Source organism: Halomonas dongshanensis (genome assembly GCF_024790395.1).
In the GTDB taxonomy this organism is placed as follows: domain Bacteria; phylum Pseudomonadota; class Gammaproteobacteria; order Pseudomonadales; family Halomonadaceae; genus Vreelandella; species Vreelandella dongshanensis.
In genome coordinates this window covers 98,601-116,892 of sequence record NZ_JAJISC010000008.1, presented here as the reverse complement: position 1 = coordinate 116,892, position 18,292 = coordinate 98,601, and the positions used below count along the sequence as shown (strand labels likewise).

General features: G+C 61.7%; 18 protein-coding genes. 17 read left to right on the top strand and 1 reads right to left on the bottom strand.

Annotation, left to right across the window (positions count from 1 at the left end):
- Nucleotides 1-6: 6 nt before the first annotated feature.
- The 7 genes from fkpB (at nucleotide 7) to LLY24_RS16060 (ending at nucleotide 4,461) form a co-directional block, all read left to right on the top strand.
- The gene (gene fkpB / locus LLY24_RS16090) at nucleotides 7-453 is read left to right on the top strand and encodes an FKBP-type peptidyl-prolyl cis-trans isomerase (RefSeq protein ID WP_259037326.1); all 447 of its coding nucleotides are present in this window, start codon (nucleotides 7-9) and stop codon (nucleotides 451-453) included.
- Nucleotides 454-496: 43 nt separating this feature from the next.
- Nucleotides 497-1,489 (top strand): 4-hydroxy-3-methylbut-2-enyl diphosphate reductase, encoded by a 993-nt coding sequence (gene ispH / locus LLY24_RS16085; RefSeq protein WP_259037325.1) that lies wholly within the window; start codon nucleotides 497-499, stop codon nucleotides 1,487-1,489.
- 32 nt (nucleotides 1,490-1,521) lie between these two features.
- Complete coding sequence (locus LLY24_RS16080; protein ID WP_259037324.1) at nucleotides 1,522-1,914, top strand: type IV pilin protein; 393 nt, start codon at nucleotides 1,522-1,524, stop codon at nucleotides 1,912-1,914.
- A complete protein-coding gene (locus LLY24_RS16075; protein ID WP_259037323.1) occupies nucleotides 1,911-2,369 on the top strand; it encodes a prepilin-type N-terminal cleavage/methylation domain-containing protein in 459 nt (152 codons plus the stop codon). Before LLY24_RS16080 ends, LLY24_RS16075 begins: the two co-directional genes overlap by 4 nt.
- The gene (locus LLY24_RS16070) at nucleotides 2,366-2,866 is read left to right on the top strand and encodes a prepilin-type N-terminal cleavage/methylation domain-containing protein (RefSeq protein WP_259037322.1); all 501 of its coding nucleotides are present in this window, start codon (nucleotides 2,366-2,368) and stop codon (nucleotides 2,864-2,866) included. The genes LLY24_RS16075 and LLY24_RS16070 overlap by 4 nt, the downstream gene beginning before the upstream one ends.
- Nucleotides 2,863-3,375 carry a hypothetical protein gene (locus LLY24_RS16065; RefSeq protein ID WP_259037321.1) on the top strand — a complete coding sequence of 171 codons (513 nt, stop codon included), beginning with the start codon at nucleotides 2,863-2,865 and terminating at the stop codon, nucleotides 3,373-3,375. Before LLY24_RS16070 ends, LLY24_RS16065 begins: the two co-directional genes overlap by 4 nt.
- Nucleotides 3,376-3,438: 63 nt before the next feature.
- Entirely contained in the window at nucleotides 3,439-4,461 is a 1,023-nt protein-coding gene (locus LLY24_RS16060) for a tryptophan--tRNA ligase (protein WP_259037320.1), read from the top strand.
- A 152-nt stretch (nucleotides 4,462-4,613) separates the two neighbouring features.
- Here LLY24_RS16060 and LLY24_RS16055 read toward each other — a convergent pair whose 3' ends face one another.
- Nucleotides 4,614-5,132, bottom strand: coding sequence for an Hcp family type VI secretion system effector (locus tag LLY24_RS16055; RefSeq protein WP_259037319.1), 519 nt, complete (start codon nucleotides 5,130-5,132; stop codon nucleotides 4,614-4,616).
- 651 nt (nucleotides 5,133-5,783) lie between these two features.
- Between LLY24_RS16055 and tssB the strand changes: the two genes are divergently transcribed.
- The 10 genes from tssB (at nucleotide 5,784) to tssH (ending at nucleotide 18,282) form a co-directional block, all read left to right on the top strand.
- Complete coding sequence (tssB, locus tag LLY24_RS16050) at nucleotides 5,784-6,302, top strand: type VI secretion system contractile sheath small subunit (RefSeq protein ID WP_259037318.1); 519 nt, start codon at nucleotides 5,784-5,786, stop codon at nucleotides 6,300-6,302.
- A 114-nt stretch (nucleotides 6,303-6,416) separates the two neighbouring features.
- A complete protein-coding gene (tssC, locus tag LLY24_RS16045) occupies nucleotides 6,417-7,898 on the top strand; it encodes a type VI secretion system contractile sheath large subunit (protein ID WP_259037317.1) in 1,482 nt (493 codons plus the stop codon).
- Between the two features lie 15 nt (nucleotides 7,899-7,913).
- Complete coding sequence (gene tssE, locus LLY24_RS16040; protein WP_259037316.1) at nucleotides 7,914-8,357, top strand: type VI secretion system baseplate subunit TssE; 444 nt, start codon at nucleotides 7,914-7,916, stop codon at nucleotides 8,355-8,357.
- An 80-nt stretch (nucleotides 8,358-8,437) separates the two neighbouring features.
- Nucleotides 8,438-10,201, top strand: coding sequence for a type VI secretion system baseplate subunit TssF (gene tssF, locus LLY24_RS16035; RefSeq protein ID WP_259037400.1), 1,764 nt, complete (start codon nucleotides 8,438-8,440; stop codon nucleotides 10,199-10,201).
- The gene (gene tssG, locus LLY24_RS16030) at nucleotides 10,165-11,199 is read left to right on the top strand and encodes a type VI secretion system baseplate subunit TssG (protein WP_259037315.1); all 1,035 of its coding nucleotides are present in this window, start codon (nucleotides 10,165-10,167) and stop codon (nucleotides 11,197-11,199) included. Before tssF ends, tssG begins: the two co-directional genes overlap by 37 nt.
- A gap of 3 nt (nucleotides 11,200-11,202) precedes the next feature.
- The gene (tagH, locus tag LLY24_RS16025) at nucleotides 11,203-12,720 is read left to right on the top strand and encodes a type VI secretion system-associated FHA domain protein TagH (protein ID WP_259037314.1); all 1,518 of its coding nucleotides are present in this window, start codon (nucleotides 11,203-11,205) and stop codon (nucleotides 12,718-12,720) included.
- Nucleotides 12,717-13,481 carry a type VI secretion system lipoprotein TssJ gene (gene tssJ / locus LLY24_RS16020; RefSeq protein ID WP_259037313.1) on the top strand — a complete coding sequence of 255 codons (765 nt, stop codon included), beginning with the start codon at nucleotides 12,717-12,719 and terminating at the stop codon, nucleotides 13,479-13,481. The genes tagH and tssJ overlap by 4 nt, the downstream gene beginning before the upstream one ends.
- Nucleotides 13,478-14,812, top strand: coding sequence for a type VI secretion system baseplate subunit TssK (tssK, locus tag LLY24_RS16015; RefSeq protein ID WP_259037312.1), 1,335 nt, complete (start codon nucleotides 13,478-13,480; stop codon nucleotides 14,810-14,812). The genes tssJ and tssK overlap by 4 nt, the downstream gene beginning before the upstream one ends.
- A gap of 3 nt (nucleotides 14,813-14,815) precedes the next feature.
- Nucleotides 14,816-15,658 (top strand): type IVB secretion system protein IcmH/DotU, encoded by an 843-nt coding sequence (icmH, locus tag LLY24_RS16010; protein ID WP_259037311.1) that lies wholly within the window; start codon nucleotides 14,816-14,818, stop codon nucleotides 15,656-15,658.
- A gap of 8 nt (nucleotides 15,659-15,666) precedes the next feature.
- A complete protein-coding gene (gene tssH, locus LLY24_RS16005; RefSeq protein WP_259037310.1) occupies nucleotides 15,667-18,282 on the top strand; it encodes a type VI secretion system ATPase TssH in 2,616 nt (871 codons plus the stop codon).
- The last annotated feature ends 10 nt before the right edge of the window (nucleotides 18,283-18,292 follow it).

The following is an 18,292-nucleotide window of genomic DNA, read 5'->3' as shown; positions in this document are numbered from 1 at the left end:
AGTAACATGAGCGAATATCGCATCGGTGACGGCATGGAAGTGACCCTTCACTTCACCGTCAAGCTGGAAGACGCAACGGTCGTCGACTCGACCAAGGAGAAGGCTCCAGCGACCTTCCAGTTCGGCGATGGCAATCTGCCGCCCGGCTTCGAAAATCCCATCAAGGGCATGGCCGCAGGAGAGCAGGGGAGCTTCACCATTACCCCCGAGCACGGTTTCGGTCAGCACAACCCGCAAAACATACAGTTGCTCAAAGTGGCGGATTTTGGCGATGAAACGCCCGAACCCGGCATGGTGATGTCGTTTGCCGACAAAGCGGGAACGGAACTGCCAGGCGTGGTCAAAAGCGTGGAAGGCGAGCGCGTCGAGGTCGATTTCAATCACCCTCTGGCGGGCCGCACGCTGACCTTCGAGGTCGAAGTGATCGACGTCAAACCGGCCACGACCCACTAGCTTGGCTCAAGCGATGCCCGGCGCATCAAGGTGCTCTATGCAAATGCAACCGACGCAACCGCAATCGACGCAGACGCAACCCGTACAGATCAAGCTGGCCAATCCGCGTGGCTTCTGTGCTGGTGTTGATCGCGCCATCGATATCGTCAATCGGGCGCTGGACGTCTTCGGCCCGCCCATCTACGTACGCCATGAAGTGGTGCACAACCGCTTCGTGGTCGAGACGCTGCGCGAGCGCGGTGCCGTCTTCGTCGAGGAGCTCGACGAGGTGCCCAACGACGTCATCGTCATCTTCTCGGCTCACGGCGTTTCGCGCGCGGTGCAGGATGACGCGGCCCAGCGCGGTCTCAAGGTCTTCGACGCCACCTGCCCCCTGGTCACCAAGGTGCACATGGAGGTACTGCGCTACGCCAAGCGCGGTCAGGAGTGCATTTTGATCGGCCATGAAGGCCACCCAGAGGTGGAGGGGACGATGGGGCGCTATGACACCTCCTTCGGCGGGCATATCTACCTCGTCGAGGACGAAGAGGACGTAGCGAAGCTCGAGGTCAACGACCCTGCCACCCTCTCTTTCGTCACCCAGACCACGCTCTCCATGGACGATACCGCCAAGGTGATCGACGCCCTGCGCGAGAAGTTTCCCGAGATCCACGGCCCGCGTAAGGACGACATCTGCTACGCCACCCAGAACCGCCAGGATGCCGTGCGCGAACTTGCCGCCGAGAGCGACTTGGTGCTGGTCGTGGGCAGTCCCAATAGCTCCAACTCCAACCGCCTGCGCGAGCTTTCCGAGCGTATGGGCACGCCTGCCTACCTCATCGACAACGCCGAGCAGATCGACCCGGCGTGGCTTAAAGGCGTTGCCCAGATTGGTATTACCGCTGGGGCCAGCGCGCCCGAGGTGCTGGTCAAAGGGGTGATCGAGCGGCTACAGTCACTGGGTGCCACGGCGCCGCAGGAGCTCGCCGGGCGCGAAGAGACCATTACCTTCTCCATGCCGAAGGAGCTCCGCGAGAAGGTTATCGTCAGCGGCTAGCGCTGCCGTGATCACTACAGGAGGGCGGCTCGGTGTATCCTGCGTGTCCTCGCCGCGCTGGCATGACGCGCTGCCAGCGCGGCGTCACCTTGATCGAACTGTTGATCGCCGTGGCGATCGTGAGCCTTCTTGCCGCGATCGCCTATCCGCCCCTTTCCCGCCATCTCGAACGTTCCCTTCGCGCTGATGCCCACGCCGGGCTTTTGAGCGCGGCGAGCGAACTCGAACGCTGTCATGCTCGTCACCTGAGCTACGCGGCATGCGCCATCAGTGCGCGCTCACCTGCTGGTCACTACCAAATACGCTTGGAGCATACGTCTACCGTGCCGCGCGTGGTCGCCACGACCGCCCGCGAAGATGGCTGTCACGATGCCATCGTGCTGACGCTAACGGGCGAGCGCCTGCCCCAGGCGTGCTGGCCATGAACGTTTTTATTGAACGTCAGCGTGGTTTTACCCTGATCGAAGCGCTCGTTGCTTTGACGCTGCTGGCCGTTGGCCTTTTGGGTGTGGCCGCCATGCAGTTGAAGGCGTTCAACGCGGCCGAGCAGGGCTATCGCGATGCCCACGCTCATCTGGCGGCCATCGATGCTCAAGAGCGGCTGTGGGCGGCCTTTGCCGAGCATGGCGGCTGCTACACCATTGCCCTCAGCGCGCTAGAAGCCGATTGGCAGCGGGCTTGGTTCTATGGCAACCGTAATGGGAGTGGCGAGGAGAGTAACGCCCCCGCCGCCTTGGCCAACGGCAGTGGCGCAATGACTCGCCAAGGCTGCCGCTTCGATATCAGTATCATGCCGCAGGCGTCCAACGTAGAGCCGAGCACTCCCTTAAGCTACAGCGTCTTTTTACCCGATCAACTGCCGTTACCGGGGGCCCCATGAGACGGGCATCGCAGGGCTTTACGCTTTTGGAGCTGCTTATCGCCTTAGCGATTGGTACGGTGATCGTACTGGGCGCGGGGCAGCTGCTGCTCGCCTCGCTCAAAGCGTACCGTCACGTGGGCGAAGTCAATCGGCAGCAGGAGGCGCTGGTCTACGTCGCCTCGGTAGTGGTCGACGACTACCGCCGCCACGGCGCATACGCAAGTGTTGACCCGCGTTACTCGCTGGAGTGCAAGCCCGTGCATGAGACGCAAGATTTAAACGAGGAGTGCAGCTGCACGCTGCGCGACCATCAAACGGGCACTAATCCTGAGCCGGTGGTGACGTTCAAAAGCTCGCCCAAGCACTTTGGTGGGCAGTGCGCCTACGACGACGACCTGGTTACCACGGCGACGCCAACCTACCTGACGCTCTTTTTACCCGTAGGCGAGCAGGCGCTAACGCTTCACGTAAGCCATCGCCAGGCGGCACTCGATGCCTGGACGACAAGGCCATGAAGACGCCGAGTATGCGTACGCACAATGCCTTCAACGCACCCTCTCGCGAGCGGGGTGCGGCGCTGCTGCTGGTGTTAATCCTGCTGGTGGGCGCCTTGGCGCTGGGGCTTGCGACCCTACAGGCCGCGATGGTCACCAGCCGGCTGGCGGGGAGTCACGGCGCGCTAGTCCAGGCCCAGGCGCGCGCCGAGCGCGCCGCCTACTATGCGCAGGCGAATTTCGGTACCTTCTCTTGGGACGGAGCGATAGAGATAGATAAGGATGACGACGCTCCAACCTGGCGCGAGGCCATCGCCGAGCCCAAGTCGCAGCGGCCGCCTTCGCTTTGCGAACAGAGTGGGTGCTTGCTGCTCCCGATTCGCATCGATGGAGACGCCTGGATCATGACGCTGGGGGCGGTGGCGGAGGAGGATAGCGCGGGCGTCATCGCAGCCAGCGCGCCGATTTTCGTGCGCGTCGAAGACGTTGTCGAAGGCGAACGTGAGTACAGGCGGGCAGTTTGGCAATAGCGGTACAATAGCGTATTGTTTTTGGCCGTTTATCGTCGATCTACTCCAGCCGGATTCCCTCTCATGCAAGCAACTCAAAAAACCCGCGTTCTCACGGGGATCACCACCACCGGCACGCCCCACCTGGGTAACTATGTCGGTGCCATCAAGCCCGCCATCGAGGCAAGCCAGGATCCCAACGTGCAGTCGTTCTACTTCCTGGCCGACTACCACGCCCTGATCAAGTGCCAGGACCCCGAACGCGTGCAGGCCTCCCGGCTGGAGATCGCCGCGACCTGGCTGGCGCTGGGGCTTGATACCGACAACGCCATCTTCTATCGCCAGTCGGATCTCATCGAGGTGCAGGAGCTTGCCTGGTTTCTCTCCTGTGTTTGCGCCAAGGGGCTGATGAATCGCGCCCACGCCTACAAGGCGGCGGTGGCGGAGAACGAAGAGGCGGGCAATCAGGATCCGGATCGCGGCATCACCATGGGGCTCTTTGGCTACCCCGTGCTCATGGCCGCTGATATTCTGATGTTCAATGCCCATAAAGTGCCGGTCGGACGCGATCAGATTCAGCACATCGAGATGGCGCGGGACATGGCGGGGCGCTTCAACCATCTGTTCAAAGGTGAGTATTTCACTCTGCCTGAAGCGGTCGTCGATCAAAAAGTCGAAGTGCTCAAAGGGCTCGATGGACGCAAGATGTCCAAGAGCTATAACAACACCATTCCGCTGTTTACCCCCGAGAAGAAACTGCTGAAGCTGGTGCGCAAGATCAAGACCAACTCCCTGGAGCCCGGCGAGCCAAAAGACCCGGACGGTTGCACCCTGTTCCAGATCTACTCTGCTTTCGCCAGCGACCAGGACGTGGCCGCGATGCGCCAGCAGTACGCCGACGGCATCGGCTGGGGCGATGCCAAGAACCAGTTGTTCGACTACCTCAATACTCACCTCGAAGCGCCGCGCGAGCGCTACAACGCCCTCATGGAAGACCCAGGCTACATCGAGAGCGTGCTGCAAAAAGGCGCCGAGCGCGCCCGCGAACAGGCCGCTGCCAGCATGGAAAAGCTGCGGGCTGCCGTAGGGCTTGGGCGTTTCGTCTAGCGCCTAACGCCTATCGCTGGCACGACACAGGCGTTCTTACAGGTCCTCTTGCAAGCACTCCAGAGCGTGCGCCACTAAAAAAGCCTTCCCGCTATGGCGAGAAGGCTTTTTCGTAGCTGGATGGCGTAGGCCCTGATGGAGGGCGCGGGCCATTAGCTCTCGATGGGGGCGCGCCAGTCGTCGGAGCCCGAGGTGCCCGCAACGGTGTGTTCCCAGTCGATCTTGCGGTAGGCCAGGGAAACGTCCATCAGCTGAGTGAACTCGGCTTTGGTGATGTCCTGAGCGTGCGGCATACGCAGGTTGATGTCGACGATGGTGGCATCGGTCAGAGTGGTCGTGAAGAAGTGCTCCTGCTTGCCCTCGACCGAGGTGCGATACCACTTCAGCTCGACGTTGGGCAGCATTTCACCGGACGCCAAGGCGTTGTACATCAGCGGCACGGCCTTGTTCAGCGCTACGGTGAAGACGAACGGCTTGTGCGCCCGTTGGCCAGAGGGCTGGCCGGATTGCGGGTCGGTCGGTACCGTTACGACGTGCTTGAATTCCTGCACCAGCATTTGGTCTTCATGACCTTCGACGTAGATGTTGCCCACCGAGTCGGGGGTGAAGGCACCGGCGGTGATGTTGCCCTGCGTCTGGCCTTCGATGCTGATATAGCATGGTGTTGGCATGATCTGCTCCTTGACGAGAAGTGAAAGATGTCACGATGACACCTGACATAGGGCAATCGTCGTGCCAATTAAAAATTAATATATTATTTCAATCGGTTGCGATTTTTATGCGCCAATGGGGTATAGGCGGTGGGCAAAGCATTGCCTGAACCTAAGCAACTCTTTGCTCGACTGGGCAAAGAGTTGCTTAGGTTTATTTCGTTTTAGCATAAGTAAATGCTCGATCTTTAGTTGGCGTAACAAAAAATTTTGTTTTTTATATTTTTGTGTAGTAGTGAATCAAGTGAAACATTGTGTTAAAGAAAATCTGATCAAATCATCAGCAGCGATGTTCTGATTTGACGTTAGAAGTGGTTTCACTTGGAGCTGATGTAAGCAAAAGGCAAAATTTTTTATAAGAGATTGACCATAGTTTTTGTAAGATATTTCTTACAAATTAAAATTAGGTTTTTTTCGTGCGACTAAATGTAGCTAAATGCTATTAAGTTGAGGCTAAATGGTGATTTTATGTTGACTTAGCTGCTTGGCGCTATTTGACCCAGGGTTTCTCTCTGCTACGCCGCATTGGCATCATGTCCTCATCTCGTTTACCTTTTTGTGATCGCTAAAGTCTCTCACTTTACTTGGTTGATCTTTCCGAGGTGTTGCATTATGGCAAAACAAGGGACCGTCGCGCCTAAAGAGCGCATCAATATTAAATACGTGCCCGCGGCCGGCAATCAGAAGGGCGAAACCGAACTTCCGCTCAAGCTGTTGGTGGTAGGTGATTTCAAAGGCGGTGAAGAAGAAACCCCCATCGAAGAGCGCCAAGCGGTATCGGTGGATAAGAACAACTTCCAGTCGGTGATGCGCGAAGCGGGACTTGGCCTGCAGGCGAGCGTTCCCAATCGGCTGCGCGAAGAGAACGACAGCGATGCGCCGGAAGACATCGTCGTCGATCTTAACTTCAAGTCTCTTAACGACTTCTCTCCCGATGCGGTGGCGAAGCAGGTTCCCGAACTACGCAAGCTAGTCGAGCTACGTGAAGCGCTGGTCGCGCTAAAAGGGCCGCTGGGCAACGTTCCGGCCTTTCGTGAACGCTTGCAGAAGCTGCTCGAAAGCGACGAAGCGCGCCAGCAACTGCTCGATGAGCTGGCCCTACTCGACGGCGACGGCGCAAAAGGCCAGTAGGCGTTACGCAAACTTCTTACCCTCAACGTTGATGCTCGATGATGAGGCCGCACCTTTGGTGCAGGCCCATAGGCGCGTCATACGTTGGAAATCGCACATTCTCGGGATGTCACCATGAGCAAGACGGCACAGCAAAAAAACGCAGCGGTCGAGACCGAATCAGAAGTTTCGTTACTCGATCAGGTCATGGCGCAGACGCGTATGGCGCCCGCCGATGAAGGTTACGATGTTGCCAAGCAGGGTGTTGCGGCGTTCATCAGCGAACTCCTCAACGACGACTCGGCGGCGCCTAAGGTCAACAAAGGGCTGGTCGACAGCATGATCGTCGAGCTCGATCGCAAGATCAGCCATCAGGTCGATGAAATTCTTCACCATGAAGACTTCCAGAAGATGGAGTCCTCCTGGCGCGGTTTGAAGCTTCTGGTCGACCGCACTGACTTTCGTGAGAACATCAAGCTCGACGTGCTCCACGCCACCAAAGAGGAGCTGCTGGATGACTTCGAGTTCGCTCCGGAGATCAGCCAAAGCGGGCTCTATCATCACGTTTACAACTCGGGCTATGGCCAGTTCGGCGGCGAACCCATTGCCGGGATCGTAGGTAACTACGACTTCTCGCCCTCCACGCCGGACATGAAACTCTTGCAGTACACCGCTGCCGTCGGCGCCATGGCGCACGCCCCGTTTCTCTCCTCGGTGGCACCCTCGTTCTTTGGTATCGACAGCTTCGAAGAGCTGCCCAACATCAAAGACTTCAAGGCGATCTTCGAGGGGCCCAAGTACGCCCGCTGGCGCTCGCTACGCGAATCCGACGACGCGCGCTACCTTGGCCTGACGGCGCCGCGCTTTTTGCTACGCACGCCCTACGATCCGGAAGAGAACCCGGTCAAGACGTTCAACTACCGCGAAAACGTCAGCGACGATCATAGCCGCTACCTGTGGGGCAATACCGCCTACCTGCTAGCCGAGCGCTTGACCGAGAGCTTCGCCAAGTACCGCTGGTGCCCGAACATCATCGGCCCCCAAAGCGGCGGCGCCGTCGAGAACCTGCCGGTGCACACCTATGAAGCCTTTGGCCAGCTCCAGGCCAAGATTCCGACCGAGGTGCTGATCACCGATCGACGCGAGTTCGAAATGGCCGAGGAGGGGTTCATCTCCCTGACCATGCGCAAGGGCAGCGACAACGCCGCCTTCTTCTCGGCAAACTCGGTGCAAAAGCCCAAGGTGTTTCCCAACACCGCCGAAGGCAAAGCCGCCGAGACCAACTTCAAGCTCGGCACCCAACTGCCCTACATGTTCATCATCAACCGCTTGGCGCACTACGTGAAGGTGCTTCAACGCGAACAGATCGGCTCGTGGAAAGAGCGTCAAGATCTCGAGCGCGAGCTCAACACCTGGATTCGTCAGTACGTCGCCGATCAGGAGAACCCGCCGGCCGACGTGCGCAGCCGCCGTCCGCTGCGCGCGGCCTCCATCCAGGTCTCCGATGTCGAGGGCGATCCCGGCTGGTACCAGGTCTCCATGGCGGTGCGCCCGCACTTCAAGTACATGGGAGCCAACTTCGAGCTCTCGCTGGTCGGTCGTCTCGATAAGGAATAACGGGCGGGCACACGGATGGCAACTGGCAGTAGTGATCTCCTCGGTCGTCGACTGTTCGAGCGCCTGGCGCTGTCGCCCGAGGCGGCCGTGAACGACGCCTCGCGCGCGTTCGATGACCGCCTCGCCGACGCCGTGGAGTCGATCAAACGGCATCTTGTCGATCTTTTGAATAGCCACCCTGGCAACAGCGCCTGCGCGCCGGAGCTTGGGTTGCTGGACTTCAACGACGCCACCATTGGCGTATTGGATCTGAAGTTGAATATCCAAAACGCCATTCGCCAGTGCATCGAGCGTTTCGAACCGCGCGTCCAGCGCGCCGAAGTCGAGCCGCTACCTAACGATGGTGACCCCTTGCAGTTGCGCTTTCAGGTGCACGTCACTATTGCTCTGGGCCGCGATAGCGCGCAAACGACCATCGATCTGCTGCTCAACAACAAGCGCTACCGCTGCGTGAACTGAGCGCATATCGATGGCATGAGTTGCACTAAGCACCAAGGTTCGTGCACCAAGGTTCGTGCAACAAGATTCGTGAGGCCTTCATGCTCAATCGCTACTACCGCGATGAACTCAACTTTCTCAAACGCCAGGGGCGCGAGTTTGCCCAGGCGAACCCAGGGTTGAGTCGTTTTCTCTCCGAGCGCAGCACCGACCCGGACGTCGAGCGCTTGCTCGAAGGCTTTGCGTTTCTCACCGGACGCATGCGCGAAAAAGTCGAGGACGAGTTTCCCGAGCTTACCCACTCGCTGATCGGCACGCTTTGGCCCAACTACCTGCGCCCGGTCCCGAGCATGACCATCATGCAGTTCACCCCGACCTGGCACTCCTTGAGTCAGCGCCAGCGGGTGGAGCGGGGTGCAAAGCTTGCCAGTACCCCGGTCGAGGGAACCGCGTGTCAGTTTCGTACCTGCCATGCGGTCGATCTTCTGCCGCTAGAGCACGCCGGGGTCGACGCGCGCCATACCCGCGAGTCCTCGGTCGTCGAGCTCGCCATGGCGGTGCACGGTGACCAGCCGCTCTCGCTGATCGGGCTCGATACGCTGCGCCTTTACCTGGGGGGAGATGGCTACACTGCGCGTACGCTCTATTTGTGGCTCAACCACTACCTGGAACGGCTCGAACTCGAGATCGACGGACGGTGCGAGCAACTGCCCAAGCGCCTGCTACAAACCGTAGGGTTCGAGCACGACGAGGCGCTTTTGCCCTATCCGCGCAACGTCCACCAGGGCTATCGCATTTTGCAGGAGTACCTCTGCTTTCCTGAGGCCTTTCACTTCTTCGATCTCAAGGGCTTGGGAGAGTATCTGCCGAACTCAACGGGCGAGCGCATGACGCTGCGCTTCACGTTTTCGCGCATGCTGCCCGCCGATGCTCGCGTGCAAGACGAGCATTTGGCGCTCTACTGCACGCCAGCCATCAATCTCTTCGAGCACGATGGCGAGCCCATCGATTTGAACGGTGAGCGTAGCGAATACCGCATTCGTCCCAATAGCCGCAGGCCAGGGCATTTCGAGGTGTTCAGCGTGGATCGCGTCGAAGGACGGCTCGAGAACGCGACGGGCAGCGCCCAGGATGCGCCGCGCGCTTACGTGCCCTTCGAGAGTTTTCAGCACCAGATCGAGCACGACCGCGGTCACGAGTCGCGCTTCTACCGCGTGCGGGTGAAGGATAGCCTGCGCAGCGACGGCTTTGATCACGACATCGCCTTCATTCGCGGCGACGAGCGTGATTACCTCGATCGCCGGGAAACCATTTCGCTGCAGCTAACCTGCAGCAACCGCGAGCTTCCTGAGCAGTTGACCATCGGTGATATCTGCGAGCCGTCGGAGGAGAGCCCCTCCTTCGCCGATTTTCGCAATATCACTCGGCCTACCCCCGTCCTGCGACCGGCGCTCGATGATCGGCTGCTATGGACGCTGATCTCGAACCTGTCGCTCAACTATCTATCGCTGCTTCACCGCGATGCGCTCTGCTCGGTTCTCAGAGCCTACGATTTTCGCGCGCGCATCGACCGTCAGGCCGAGCGCATCGCCCAGAATCGCCTGGCCGGCATTGTCGCCATCGAAACCCAGCCCGTCGACCGCCTGCGGCGTGGTTTGCCGATTCGTGGGCTGCGCTCGGTGATGACCCTGGATCAAGACGCCTTTGGCGACGAAGGCAGTTTGTACCTGTTCGGCAGCGTGCTGGCGCGCTTTTTCTCGCTCTACGCCAGCATCAACTCGTTTCACGAACTGCATGTCGTCAATCGGCATAACCAAGAGCGCTACGCATGGACCTTGCAGCCGGGCCAACAGCCCCTGATGTAGCGCTCGCGCCGGTCATTCACCGCGCCCGACGCTACGACTTTTTTCATCTGGTCGAGCTGCTGCACCGTCATCACGGCGATGATTTGGAGCAGCGGCCTGGCGGTAGCGTGCCCGCGCTTTCGCGTGTGCGCTACCGGGCCTCGGCGTCGCTGGGCTTTCCCGGCAGTGACGTTATTTCGCTACGCGCCGCCGCGCAAAGCCAGCACGAGACCCAGTACGAGATGGAGGTCAGCTTTCTTGGCCTGCAGGGGTCGCAGTCGCCGCTGCCGGGCTATTACCTCGAAGCGCTGGCTCACGAAGCCGCGCACAACGAAGGCGCCACCGGCGACTTTCTCGACTTCTTCAACCACCGCCTGCTTGGGCTCTTGCATCAGGGCTGGCGCAAGTACCGCCACTACGTGCGCTACCGTGACAGCGCCAGCGACGGTTTTTCGGCGGCGGTCTTCGCCCTGGTGGGCCTCGCCGATGACGAGCTACGCGGTGAAACGCCGATCAACTGGAGCAAGATGCTGGCCTATGCCGGGCTTCTGGCCGGGCGTTCGCGCTCGCCCGAGGTGGTCAGCAGCATCGTTAGCCACTGCTTCGACATCGCCAGGGTCGACATCGACCAGTGGCAGCACCGCTGGGTGGAGATTCCTCTCGACCAGCGCAGCCGAGCAGGGACCAGCAGCATGACGCTGGGCGAGGATATGGTCTCCGGGTCACGCGTGGCCGACATTCAAGGCAAGTTCGCGATCTGCCTGCGCGGCTTGAGTCTCGAGCGTTTTCGCGACTTTCTTCCCGACGGCTGCGAACACGCGGCGTTCAAGACCCTGGTGAGCTTCGTGTTGCGCGAACCCATGGCCTACGACCTGGAACTCGAACTGCTCGAAAGCGAAGTCAAACCCATGCGCCTCGGCGACGAGGGCTCCTGCCAGTTGGGGTGGACCACCTTCGTGGACCCTCACGGCGAAGGCAGCTCGCGACGCCGCTGCGTCCGTATTCAGATGGCGAGTTGAACCATGCATCCCACGCAACAGACGGCGATCACCCTGGTGGTGGTCAACAGTGACCGGCTAGAAGGGCGCTCGACCAGTAGCCACGTCTTCTTCGATGAAGGGGGCACACTTGGCAGCAGCCCTTATGACGATTGGCTCTTACAGGATCACGCCGGGCGCATTCGGCCAAGCCACGCCGAGCTTATCCGCATCGATGGGCGTTTCTGCCTGATCGACCGCAGCGGTCATACCTTCATCAATCACGCCACTCTGCCGCTTGGGCGTGACCGCAAAGTAGCGCTGCGCGACAGCGACGAGCTCCTCATCGGCGAGTACCGTCTTCGCGTGCACCTGGGCGATCGCCAGGCGCAAACGCCCGGCATCCACCCCCTCGGCACGCTGATGGGCGAAGAGAACGACGTGGTAGTCGATGACATGCGGCCAAGGGTCGGCGAGCACGAGATCGAACTCAACCCTGCCCCGGTTCAGGACGACCCTATGGACGCGCTCGGCGGGGTGACGCCAGGCGCCGCTCAGCACGACCCGATGACGGCCTTGAACCGCGGTGATGCCGTTCACAGCAGCATCGAAACGCTCGACGATATGCCCTACGCCCGCCCGAACCAGGGAGTGCAGTGGCACCAGCAAGCGCGCCGCGATACCGCCGTGGAACTGCCCGACATCCAGGGAGAGCGCGTCGAGCACGCCACTTTTACCCCAGACGATTCACTGCGACCGCCGTCCTACGCCCGCGCACGGCCGCAGGCGAGCGCGGCGGCAGCGTCTTCACCTTCTTACCCCACTATCGAGACCCACACGCGCGTCGGCACGACGCCCGCCAGCAAGAGGAGCAGTGGCATGGATGAACAGCAATTGAACGATTTGGAGCGCTCCGTCGGTGAGCAGCTCGAAGACCGTTGGCAAAAACCCGCTGGTCGCTCGCTGGGGCACGTCGGTGCCGACCCGCTGCTACGCGGTTTGGGGTTGGACCTGCCGTTTCGCGATAGCGAAGAGCAGCAGGCGTTTCTCGAAGAGGCAGGGCTTACGCTGCGCGCCGCCCTCGAAGGTCTGATCACGCTGCACCATGCTCAAAGCGACAGCCGCTATCCGCTGCGTGATCGTCGCTTGCAGCCCATCGAAGACAACCCGCTGCGGTTGGGCCAGGGCGTCGAGGCGACCGCCGAAACGCTGTTCTCCGCCCAGCGTAGCCCCGTGCATCTCTCGGCACCCGAAGCCGTGGCCGAGTGCCTGCGCCATCAGGGCCAGCATCAGGTGGCGGTCGAAGAGGCCATCGACCAGGCGCTAGAAACCATTCTCGATGCCTTCTCGCCCGAGGCGCTGAGCAAGCGTTTTCACGCCTATCGCGGCGCCAGCAGCCGGATCGACAACGAGAACGAGAACGGCTGGGCCTGGGAGATGTATCACCACTACTACCGTGAGTTGAGCTCCGGGCGCCAGCAGGGCTTCAAGAAGCTTTTCTGGGAAGTCTTCGAGCAGTCCTACGACCACTCCGTGCGGCGTCAGCAGCGGGAGGGCCTATGACCCCCGAGTTGCTTACCGTGAAGGCGACACCTTCGTTGCAGATGCCCACAAGGCTTCTGCGCCTGCTGGCGTTAGCGTTGCTGGCGCTACTGCTGGCGGGCTGTACCACGGCGGGCAAGACCTGGCAGGTCATTCGCGATCCGTCGATTCCGGTCGGCTATCCCGAAGAGCGCCCGACGCTTGTCGACTTGAGCATGATCGCCGAGCCCAACGCCAACCCTAACCTCGAAGGCGAGGGCACGCCGGTGCGCTTTCAGGTGCTGCAGCTCAAGGACGACTCGATGCTGATGGCGGCCGATCTCGATCAGCTCAAGCGCGATCTAGAAGAGGCTCTGGGCACCAACTACCTCACTCACGACGACTTCACCCTGCTGCCAGGGCAGTGGAAGTTCTACGAGCCCTTCGAGATCGATCCAGAGACGCGCTACATCGGCGTCATCGCCTTCTACGCCACGCCTAACGAAGCCGAGTGGAAAAAGGTGGTGCGCGTGCGCAGCCAAGCCGAGCACTACCATCTGCTGCTGCATCTGCGTGAAAACGAAGTGGAGCTTCGAACCGAAGGTGTTAGCACCGCAGACGTTAGAACCGGGGGCGTTAGAACCGGAGACGCTACAGCCGGAGATGCTAGCGCCGAAGGCGTTAGCACCGAAGACGTTAGCACCGAAGACGTTAGTACCGAAGACGTTAGTACCGAAGAAATTGAATCGCAGGCGCGCTCGGAGTCAGCGCTTTCGGCCGCACTAGGGATGAATGAACGATGAGCAGCCGTAATCGCGTCGTTTGGAGCGAGGGGCTGTTCATCAAGCCCCAGCACTTCCAGCAGCAGCAACGCAGCTTGGAGGCGCTATTGGATACGCGCCTCAAAGGCGTAAGCCACTACCTCTATGGCTTTCTCAGTCTCGAGCTCAATCACGAGTTTCTGAGCTTTGGACGCATTGCCCTGGGCCGCGCCAGCGGCGTGATGCCCGATGGCACGGCGTTCAACCTGCCGGAGGACGATCTCGAACCCAAGGCGCTCGAAATCGCTGATGCCAGCGTTACCAATCAGGTCGTCTATCTGGGCATTCCGCTGGCGACCGACGGCGTTGGTGAAGTGCGCTGGCCCGGCGACGAGTTGCCTGCGCGCTACCGGCTAAGCGCCCGCAGCGTGCGAGATTTGCACTCGCGCGAGGGCGATTCGGCCGATCTCGACGTGGCGCGGGTATCGCCGCAGCTGTTGCTCGAAAGCGAGGACCGCAGCGGCTACGCCTGCCTGTCGGTGGCGCGCATCATCGAGCGCCGCCCGGATGGCAGCCTGGTGCTCGACGAGCACTTTCTCCCCACGCTGCTGAACGTTCAGGCCGCTCCCGGGCTGCAGCGCTTCGTGGGTGAGATGGCTGGGCTCATGCGGGAGCGCGCGCGCAATATCGCCCAGCGCTTGGCCACGCCCAACCAGGCTGGCGTCGCCGATGTCGCCGACTTCATGCTGCTGCAGCTACTCAATCGCGCCCAGCCGCGCTTTCAGCACCTGGCCCGGTTGGGGCATCTGCACCCCGAGCGGCTCTACGACACCATGCACGAAGTCGCCTGCGAGCTGGTCACCTTTACCGACGAGTCGCGCCTGCCGCCGGAGTGTCCGACCTACGATCACGACCATCCCGAGCGGGCCTTCCAGCCGCTGATGAAGATGTTGCGCCAGGCGCTCTCGACCGTACTCGAACCGCGCGCGGTGGCGATCCAGCTGCAATCACGCCGTTTTGGCCTGCTGGTGGCGCCGCTTTCCGATGTCAGCCTGATCGGCAGTGCCGAGTTCATTTTGGCGGTGCGCGCCGATATGCCCAACGAACGGCTGCGCAAACTGTTCCAGCAGCAGACCAAGGTGGCCAGCGTCGAGCGCATTCGCGATCTCATCAGCCTGCAGCTACCCGGTGTACCGCTCGAACCGCTACCGGTGGCCCCGCGTGAGCTGCCGTATCACGCCGGTTACACCTACTTCCAACTCGACCGTCAGAGCGAGGCGTGGAGCATGCTCGACGGCGCCAGCGGCTTCGCTTTCCACGTCGCCGGAGAGTTCCCGGGGCTGGAAATGCAGTTCTGGGCCATCAGGAGTTAAGCCATGCAGTATTTGACCTCCGAAGAGACCGCCGCCACCTTTCCCCGCGTTCAGCGCGACAAGGGGCGCCACGAGGACCTGATCAACGAGCGGGGCCTCGAACACCTGATCCATAGCCACGCCGAGCAGCTCAATGCCGACGAGGACTACTGGTTTCGCCTACGCGGCCACAACCTGAACCCCTTGGTCGATGCGGCCAGCAGCCTCTTGGGCATGGTCGTGCGCGTGCGTCAACTCGAAAGCGCCCGCGACATCGAGCGCCTCTACCGCCAGGTAGTCGATGAGATCGCTGCCATCGAGATCGAGCTGACCGAACAGGGCTACGACCGGCCGACGCTGCTGGCTTACCGCTATGTGCTCTGCTCGTTCATCGATGAGGCGGTGATGGGCATGCCCTGGGGGCGCCAGAGCAAGTGGGCCGAGCACTCGCTGCTGACCCGCTTTCACAACGAAACCTGGGGCGGCGAGAAGGTGTTCTCGATCCTTTCCCGCTTGCAGCAAGAGCCCGAGCGCTACCGCGACATGCTGGCGTTCATCTACCTCTGCCTGTGTTTGGGCTTCGAGGGGCGCTACCGCGTGATGAGCCACGGGCGCGATGAGTATGACCAGATCGTGCGCGCCTTGGGTGACCAGCTCGCCGCGCTTGACGATGCCCCCGACGAAGCCCTTACGCACCCGCTCGCCAATGTCGTCAAAGGCCAGCACGGGCGCCGTTCGCGCTTTCCCAACTGGGGCATCTTCGCGCTCTTCGCCGGGCTCATGCTCGCCGTCTACCTCGGGCTCTCCTGGTCGCTCGACCAGCAGGCCGAGCAGATCACCACGCTTCTCAACCAGATTTACCGTTAGGAGAGACCATGCTCAGGGTAGAGCTTTCGGCACTGATTCATCGCCTCAACGCCATCTCCCGCCAGGGGTTGGAGCAGGCTGCACTGCTGTGCGCTCAGCAGCAGGCCCCTGAAGTCACCGCTACCCATCTGCTGGCAGCGCTGCTCGATCAGCCGTTGTGCGACGTGCGCGTACTGTGCGACGGCGTCCATATCGACGCCGCCGAGCTACGCGCGCAGCTAGCCGAAGAGAGTCGCCCGCCGCGCGATCTCGACGTCGCCACACCAAGCTTCTCGCCGCTGCTGATCGAGCTTCTGCAGGACGCTTGGCTGTTGGCCACCACCGAGTACCAGCATGAAGCGCTGCGCAGCGGGGTGATTTTCACGGCCCTGCTGCACAACGCCGAGCGTTATCTTGGCCGTGGCTCGGTGCGCCTGCTTGCCGAGATCAACCGCGAGGATGTGCGCCGGCGCCTGATAACGCTGACGCAGGGCTCCGCCGAAGCGGTACCCGAGCGCGGCGCGGCGCGAGCCGATAACGCGCCTGCCCGCGATGGCGACAGCGCCCTGACGCGCTTTGCGACCTCGCTGACGGCCCAGGCGCGTGCGGGGGAGCTAGATCCCGTGCTCGGACGCGACCCTGAAATCGACCAGATGCTCGATATCCTTGGCCGTCGACGCAAGAACAATCCCATCGTCATCGGCGACGCGGGCGTGGGCAAGAGCGCGGTCGTTGAAGGGCTCGCCGCGCGCATCGTCGCCGGTCAGGTGCCGACGGCGCTCAAGAACGTGGAACTGTTGACGCTCGATCTGGGCGCGCTGCAGGCCGGTGCGGCGGTCAAGGGCGAGTTCGAAAAACGCCTCAAGGCCGTGATCGACGAGGTCAAGAATGCGCCGCGCCCAACGCTTTTGTTCATCGACGAAGCGCATACGCTGATCGGTGCGGGCAACCAGGAGGGCGGTGGCGACGCGGCCAATCTGCTCAAGCCTGCGCTGGCGCGCGGCGAGTTGCGCACCATCGCCGCGACCACCTGGCGCGAGTACAAGAAGTATTTCGAGAAGGACCCGGCGCTGTCACGGCGCTTTCAGCCCGTGGCGCTGAGCGAGCCCAGCGTCGAGCAGGCGCTGGTGATTTTACGTGGGCTGCGCGACGTCTACGAGCGAGCCCATAAGGTACTGATCGGCGATAGCGCCCTGCGCGCGGCCGCCGCCCTCTCGGCGCGCTATCTGGCGGGGCGCCAGTTGCCCGACAAAGCGATCGACGTGCTCGATACCGCCTGCACCCGCCTGGCCCAGGCGCTGGAGACACCGCCGCGTCGGCTGAGCCATCTGCAAAGCGAACATACCGCGGCGCTGCGCGAGCGCGACCAGTTGGCGCGCGAGGCGTTGCTCGGCCGTGAACTCGATCCGGCACGCCGCGACGCGCTCGACACGCGCCTGGCGGCCCTCGAAGAGGAGCTTGCCCAACTCGAAGGCGCCTGGAGCGAGCAGCGCGACTGCGTAGAAGCGATCGTCACGCTGCACCGCCAACTGCTCGAGGATGACAGCACGCTCGACGCCGAGGCGGCAACGACGCTACGCCAAACGCTGGCCGAGCGTGAAAGCACGCTGACAGCGCTGCAGCGCGAGTTTGCCTTGATCAATCCAAGCGTCGAGGAGGCGCAAATCGCCCAAGTGATCGGCGATTGGACCGGCGTGCCGGTCGAGCGCATGACCAGCGACGAACTGACCCGCTTGACTGAGCTACCCGCGCATCTGGGCGCGTCGATCAAGGGCCAGGACATCGCCATCGAGCGCGTGCACCGCCATCTGCTCACCGCGCGCGCCGATCTGCGTCGGCCCGGGCGCCCCCTGGGTGCCTTCTTGCTGGTGGGGCCAAGCGGGGTGGGCAAGACCGAGACCGTGGTACAGATCGCCGAGCAGCTCTATGGCGGGCGCCAATTTCTCACCACCATCAACATGTCCGAATACCAGGAGAAACACACCGTCTCAAGGCTGATCGGCTCGCCTCCGGGCTACGTCGGCTTCGGCGAAGGCGGGCTTTTGACCGAAGCGATTCGCCAGCGCCCCTACTCGGTGGTGCTGCTCGATGAGGTCGAAAAGGCCCATCCGGACGTGCTCAACCTCTTCTATCAAGCCTTCGATAAGGGTGAGCTGGCCGATGGGGAGGGGCGCCTGATCGACTGCAAGAACGTGCTCTTCTTCTTGACCTCCAACCTCGGCTTCGAGGCCATCGTGGCCCACGCCGACGACCCGGCGGCGCTGGACGAAGCGCTCTACCCAACGCTTGCCGCTTTCTTCAAGCCTGCGCTGCTGGCGCGTATGGAGGTCGTGCCCTATCTACCGCTCTCCAGCGATACCCTTGCCGATATCGTCGCCGCTAAGCTCGCGACGCTCACCAAGCGCATCGAGGCGCGTCATCGCAAGGCCGAGGTCGTGCTCGATGAGGGCCTGCAAGCGGCGATTTGCGCGCGCGCCACGCGCAGCGAGAACGGCGCGCGGATGCTCGAATCGATCATCGACGGCGAGGTGCTGCCACCGCTATCGCGTGCGTTGCTCGAACGTATGGCGCGCCGCGAAGCGGTCACCCGGGTAGCGGTAGGCGTCGACGCGGCCCAAGGCCACTTTACGGCGACGGTGGAGTAACGTATGAGGA

What these genes read in the sequence shown, in the direction of transcription:
- fkpB (WP_259037326.1), top strand. Translation starts at nt 7, where the DNA reads ATGAGCGAATATCGCATCGGTGACGGCATGGAAGTGACCCTTCACTTC.
- ispH (WP_259037325.1), top strand. Translation starts at nt 497, where the DNA reads ATGCAACCGACGCAACCGCAATCGACGCAGACGCAACCCGTACAGATC.
- LLY24_RS16075 (WP_259037323.1), top strand. Translation starts at nt 1,911, where the DNA reads ATGAACGTTTTTATTGAACGTCAGCGTGGTTTTACCCTGATCGAAGCG.
- LLY24_RS16070 (WP_259037322.1), top strand. Translation starts at nt 2,366, where the DNA reads ATGAGACGGGCATCGCAGGGCTTTACGCTTTTGGAGCTGCTTATCGCC.
- LLY24_RS16065 (WP_259037321.1), top strand. Translation starts at nt 2,863, where the DNA reads ATGAAGACGCCGAGTATGCGTACGCACAATGCCTTCAACGCACCCTCT.
- LLY24_RS16060 (WP_259037320.1), top strand. Translation starts at nt 3,439, where the DNA reads ATGCAAGCAACTCAAAAAACCCGCGTTCTCACGGGGATCACCACCACC.
- LLY24_RS16055 (WP_259037319.1), bottom strand. Translation starts at nt 5,132, where the DNA reads ATGCCAACACCATGCTATATCAGCATCGAAGGCCAGACGCAGGGCAAC.
- tssB (WP_259037318.1), top strand. Translation starts at nt 5,784, where the DNA reads ATGGCAAAACAAGGGACCGTCGCGCCTAAAGAGCGCATCAATATTAAA.
- tssC (WP_259037317.1), top strand. Translation starts at nt 6,417, where the DNA reads ATGAGCAAGACGGCACAGCAAAAAAACGCAGCGGTCGAGACCGAATCA.
- tssE (WP_259037316.1), top strand. Translation starts at nt 7,914, where the DNA reads ATGGCAACTGGCAGTAGTGATCTCCTCGGTCGTCGACTGTTCGAGCGC.
- tssF (WP_259037400.1), top strand. Translation starts at nt 8,438, where the DNA reads ATGCTCAATCGCTACTACCGCGATGAACTCAACTTTCTCAAACGCCAG.
- tssG (WP_259037315.1), top strand. Translation starts at nt 10,165, where the DNA reads ATGGACCTTGCAGCCGGGCCAACAGCCCCTGATGTAGCGCTCGCGCCG.
- tagH (WP_259037314.1), top strand. Translation starts at nt 11,203, where the DNA reads ATGCATCCCACGCAACAGACGGCGATCACCCTGGTGGTGGTCAACAGT.
- tssJ (WP_259037313.1), top strand. Translation starts at nt 12,717, where the DNA reads ATGACCCCCGAGTTGCTTACCGTGAAGGCGACACCTTCGTTGCAGATG.
- tssK (WP_259037312.1), top strand. Translation starts at nt 13,478, where the DNA reads ATGAGCAGCCGTAATCGCGTCGTTTGGAGCGAGGGGCTGTTCATCAAG.
- icmH (WP_259037311.1), top strand. Translation starts at nt 14,816, where the DNA reads ATGCAGTATTTGACCTCCGAAGAGACCGCCGCCACCTTTCCCCGCGTT.
- tssH (WP_259037310.1), top strand. Translation starts at nt 15,667, where the DNA reads ATGCTCAGGGTAGAGCTTTCGGCACTGATTCATCGCCTCAACGCCATC.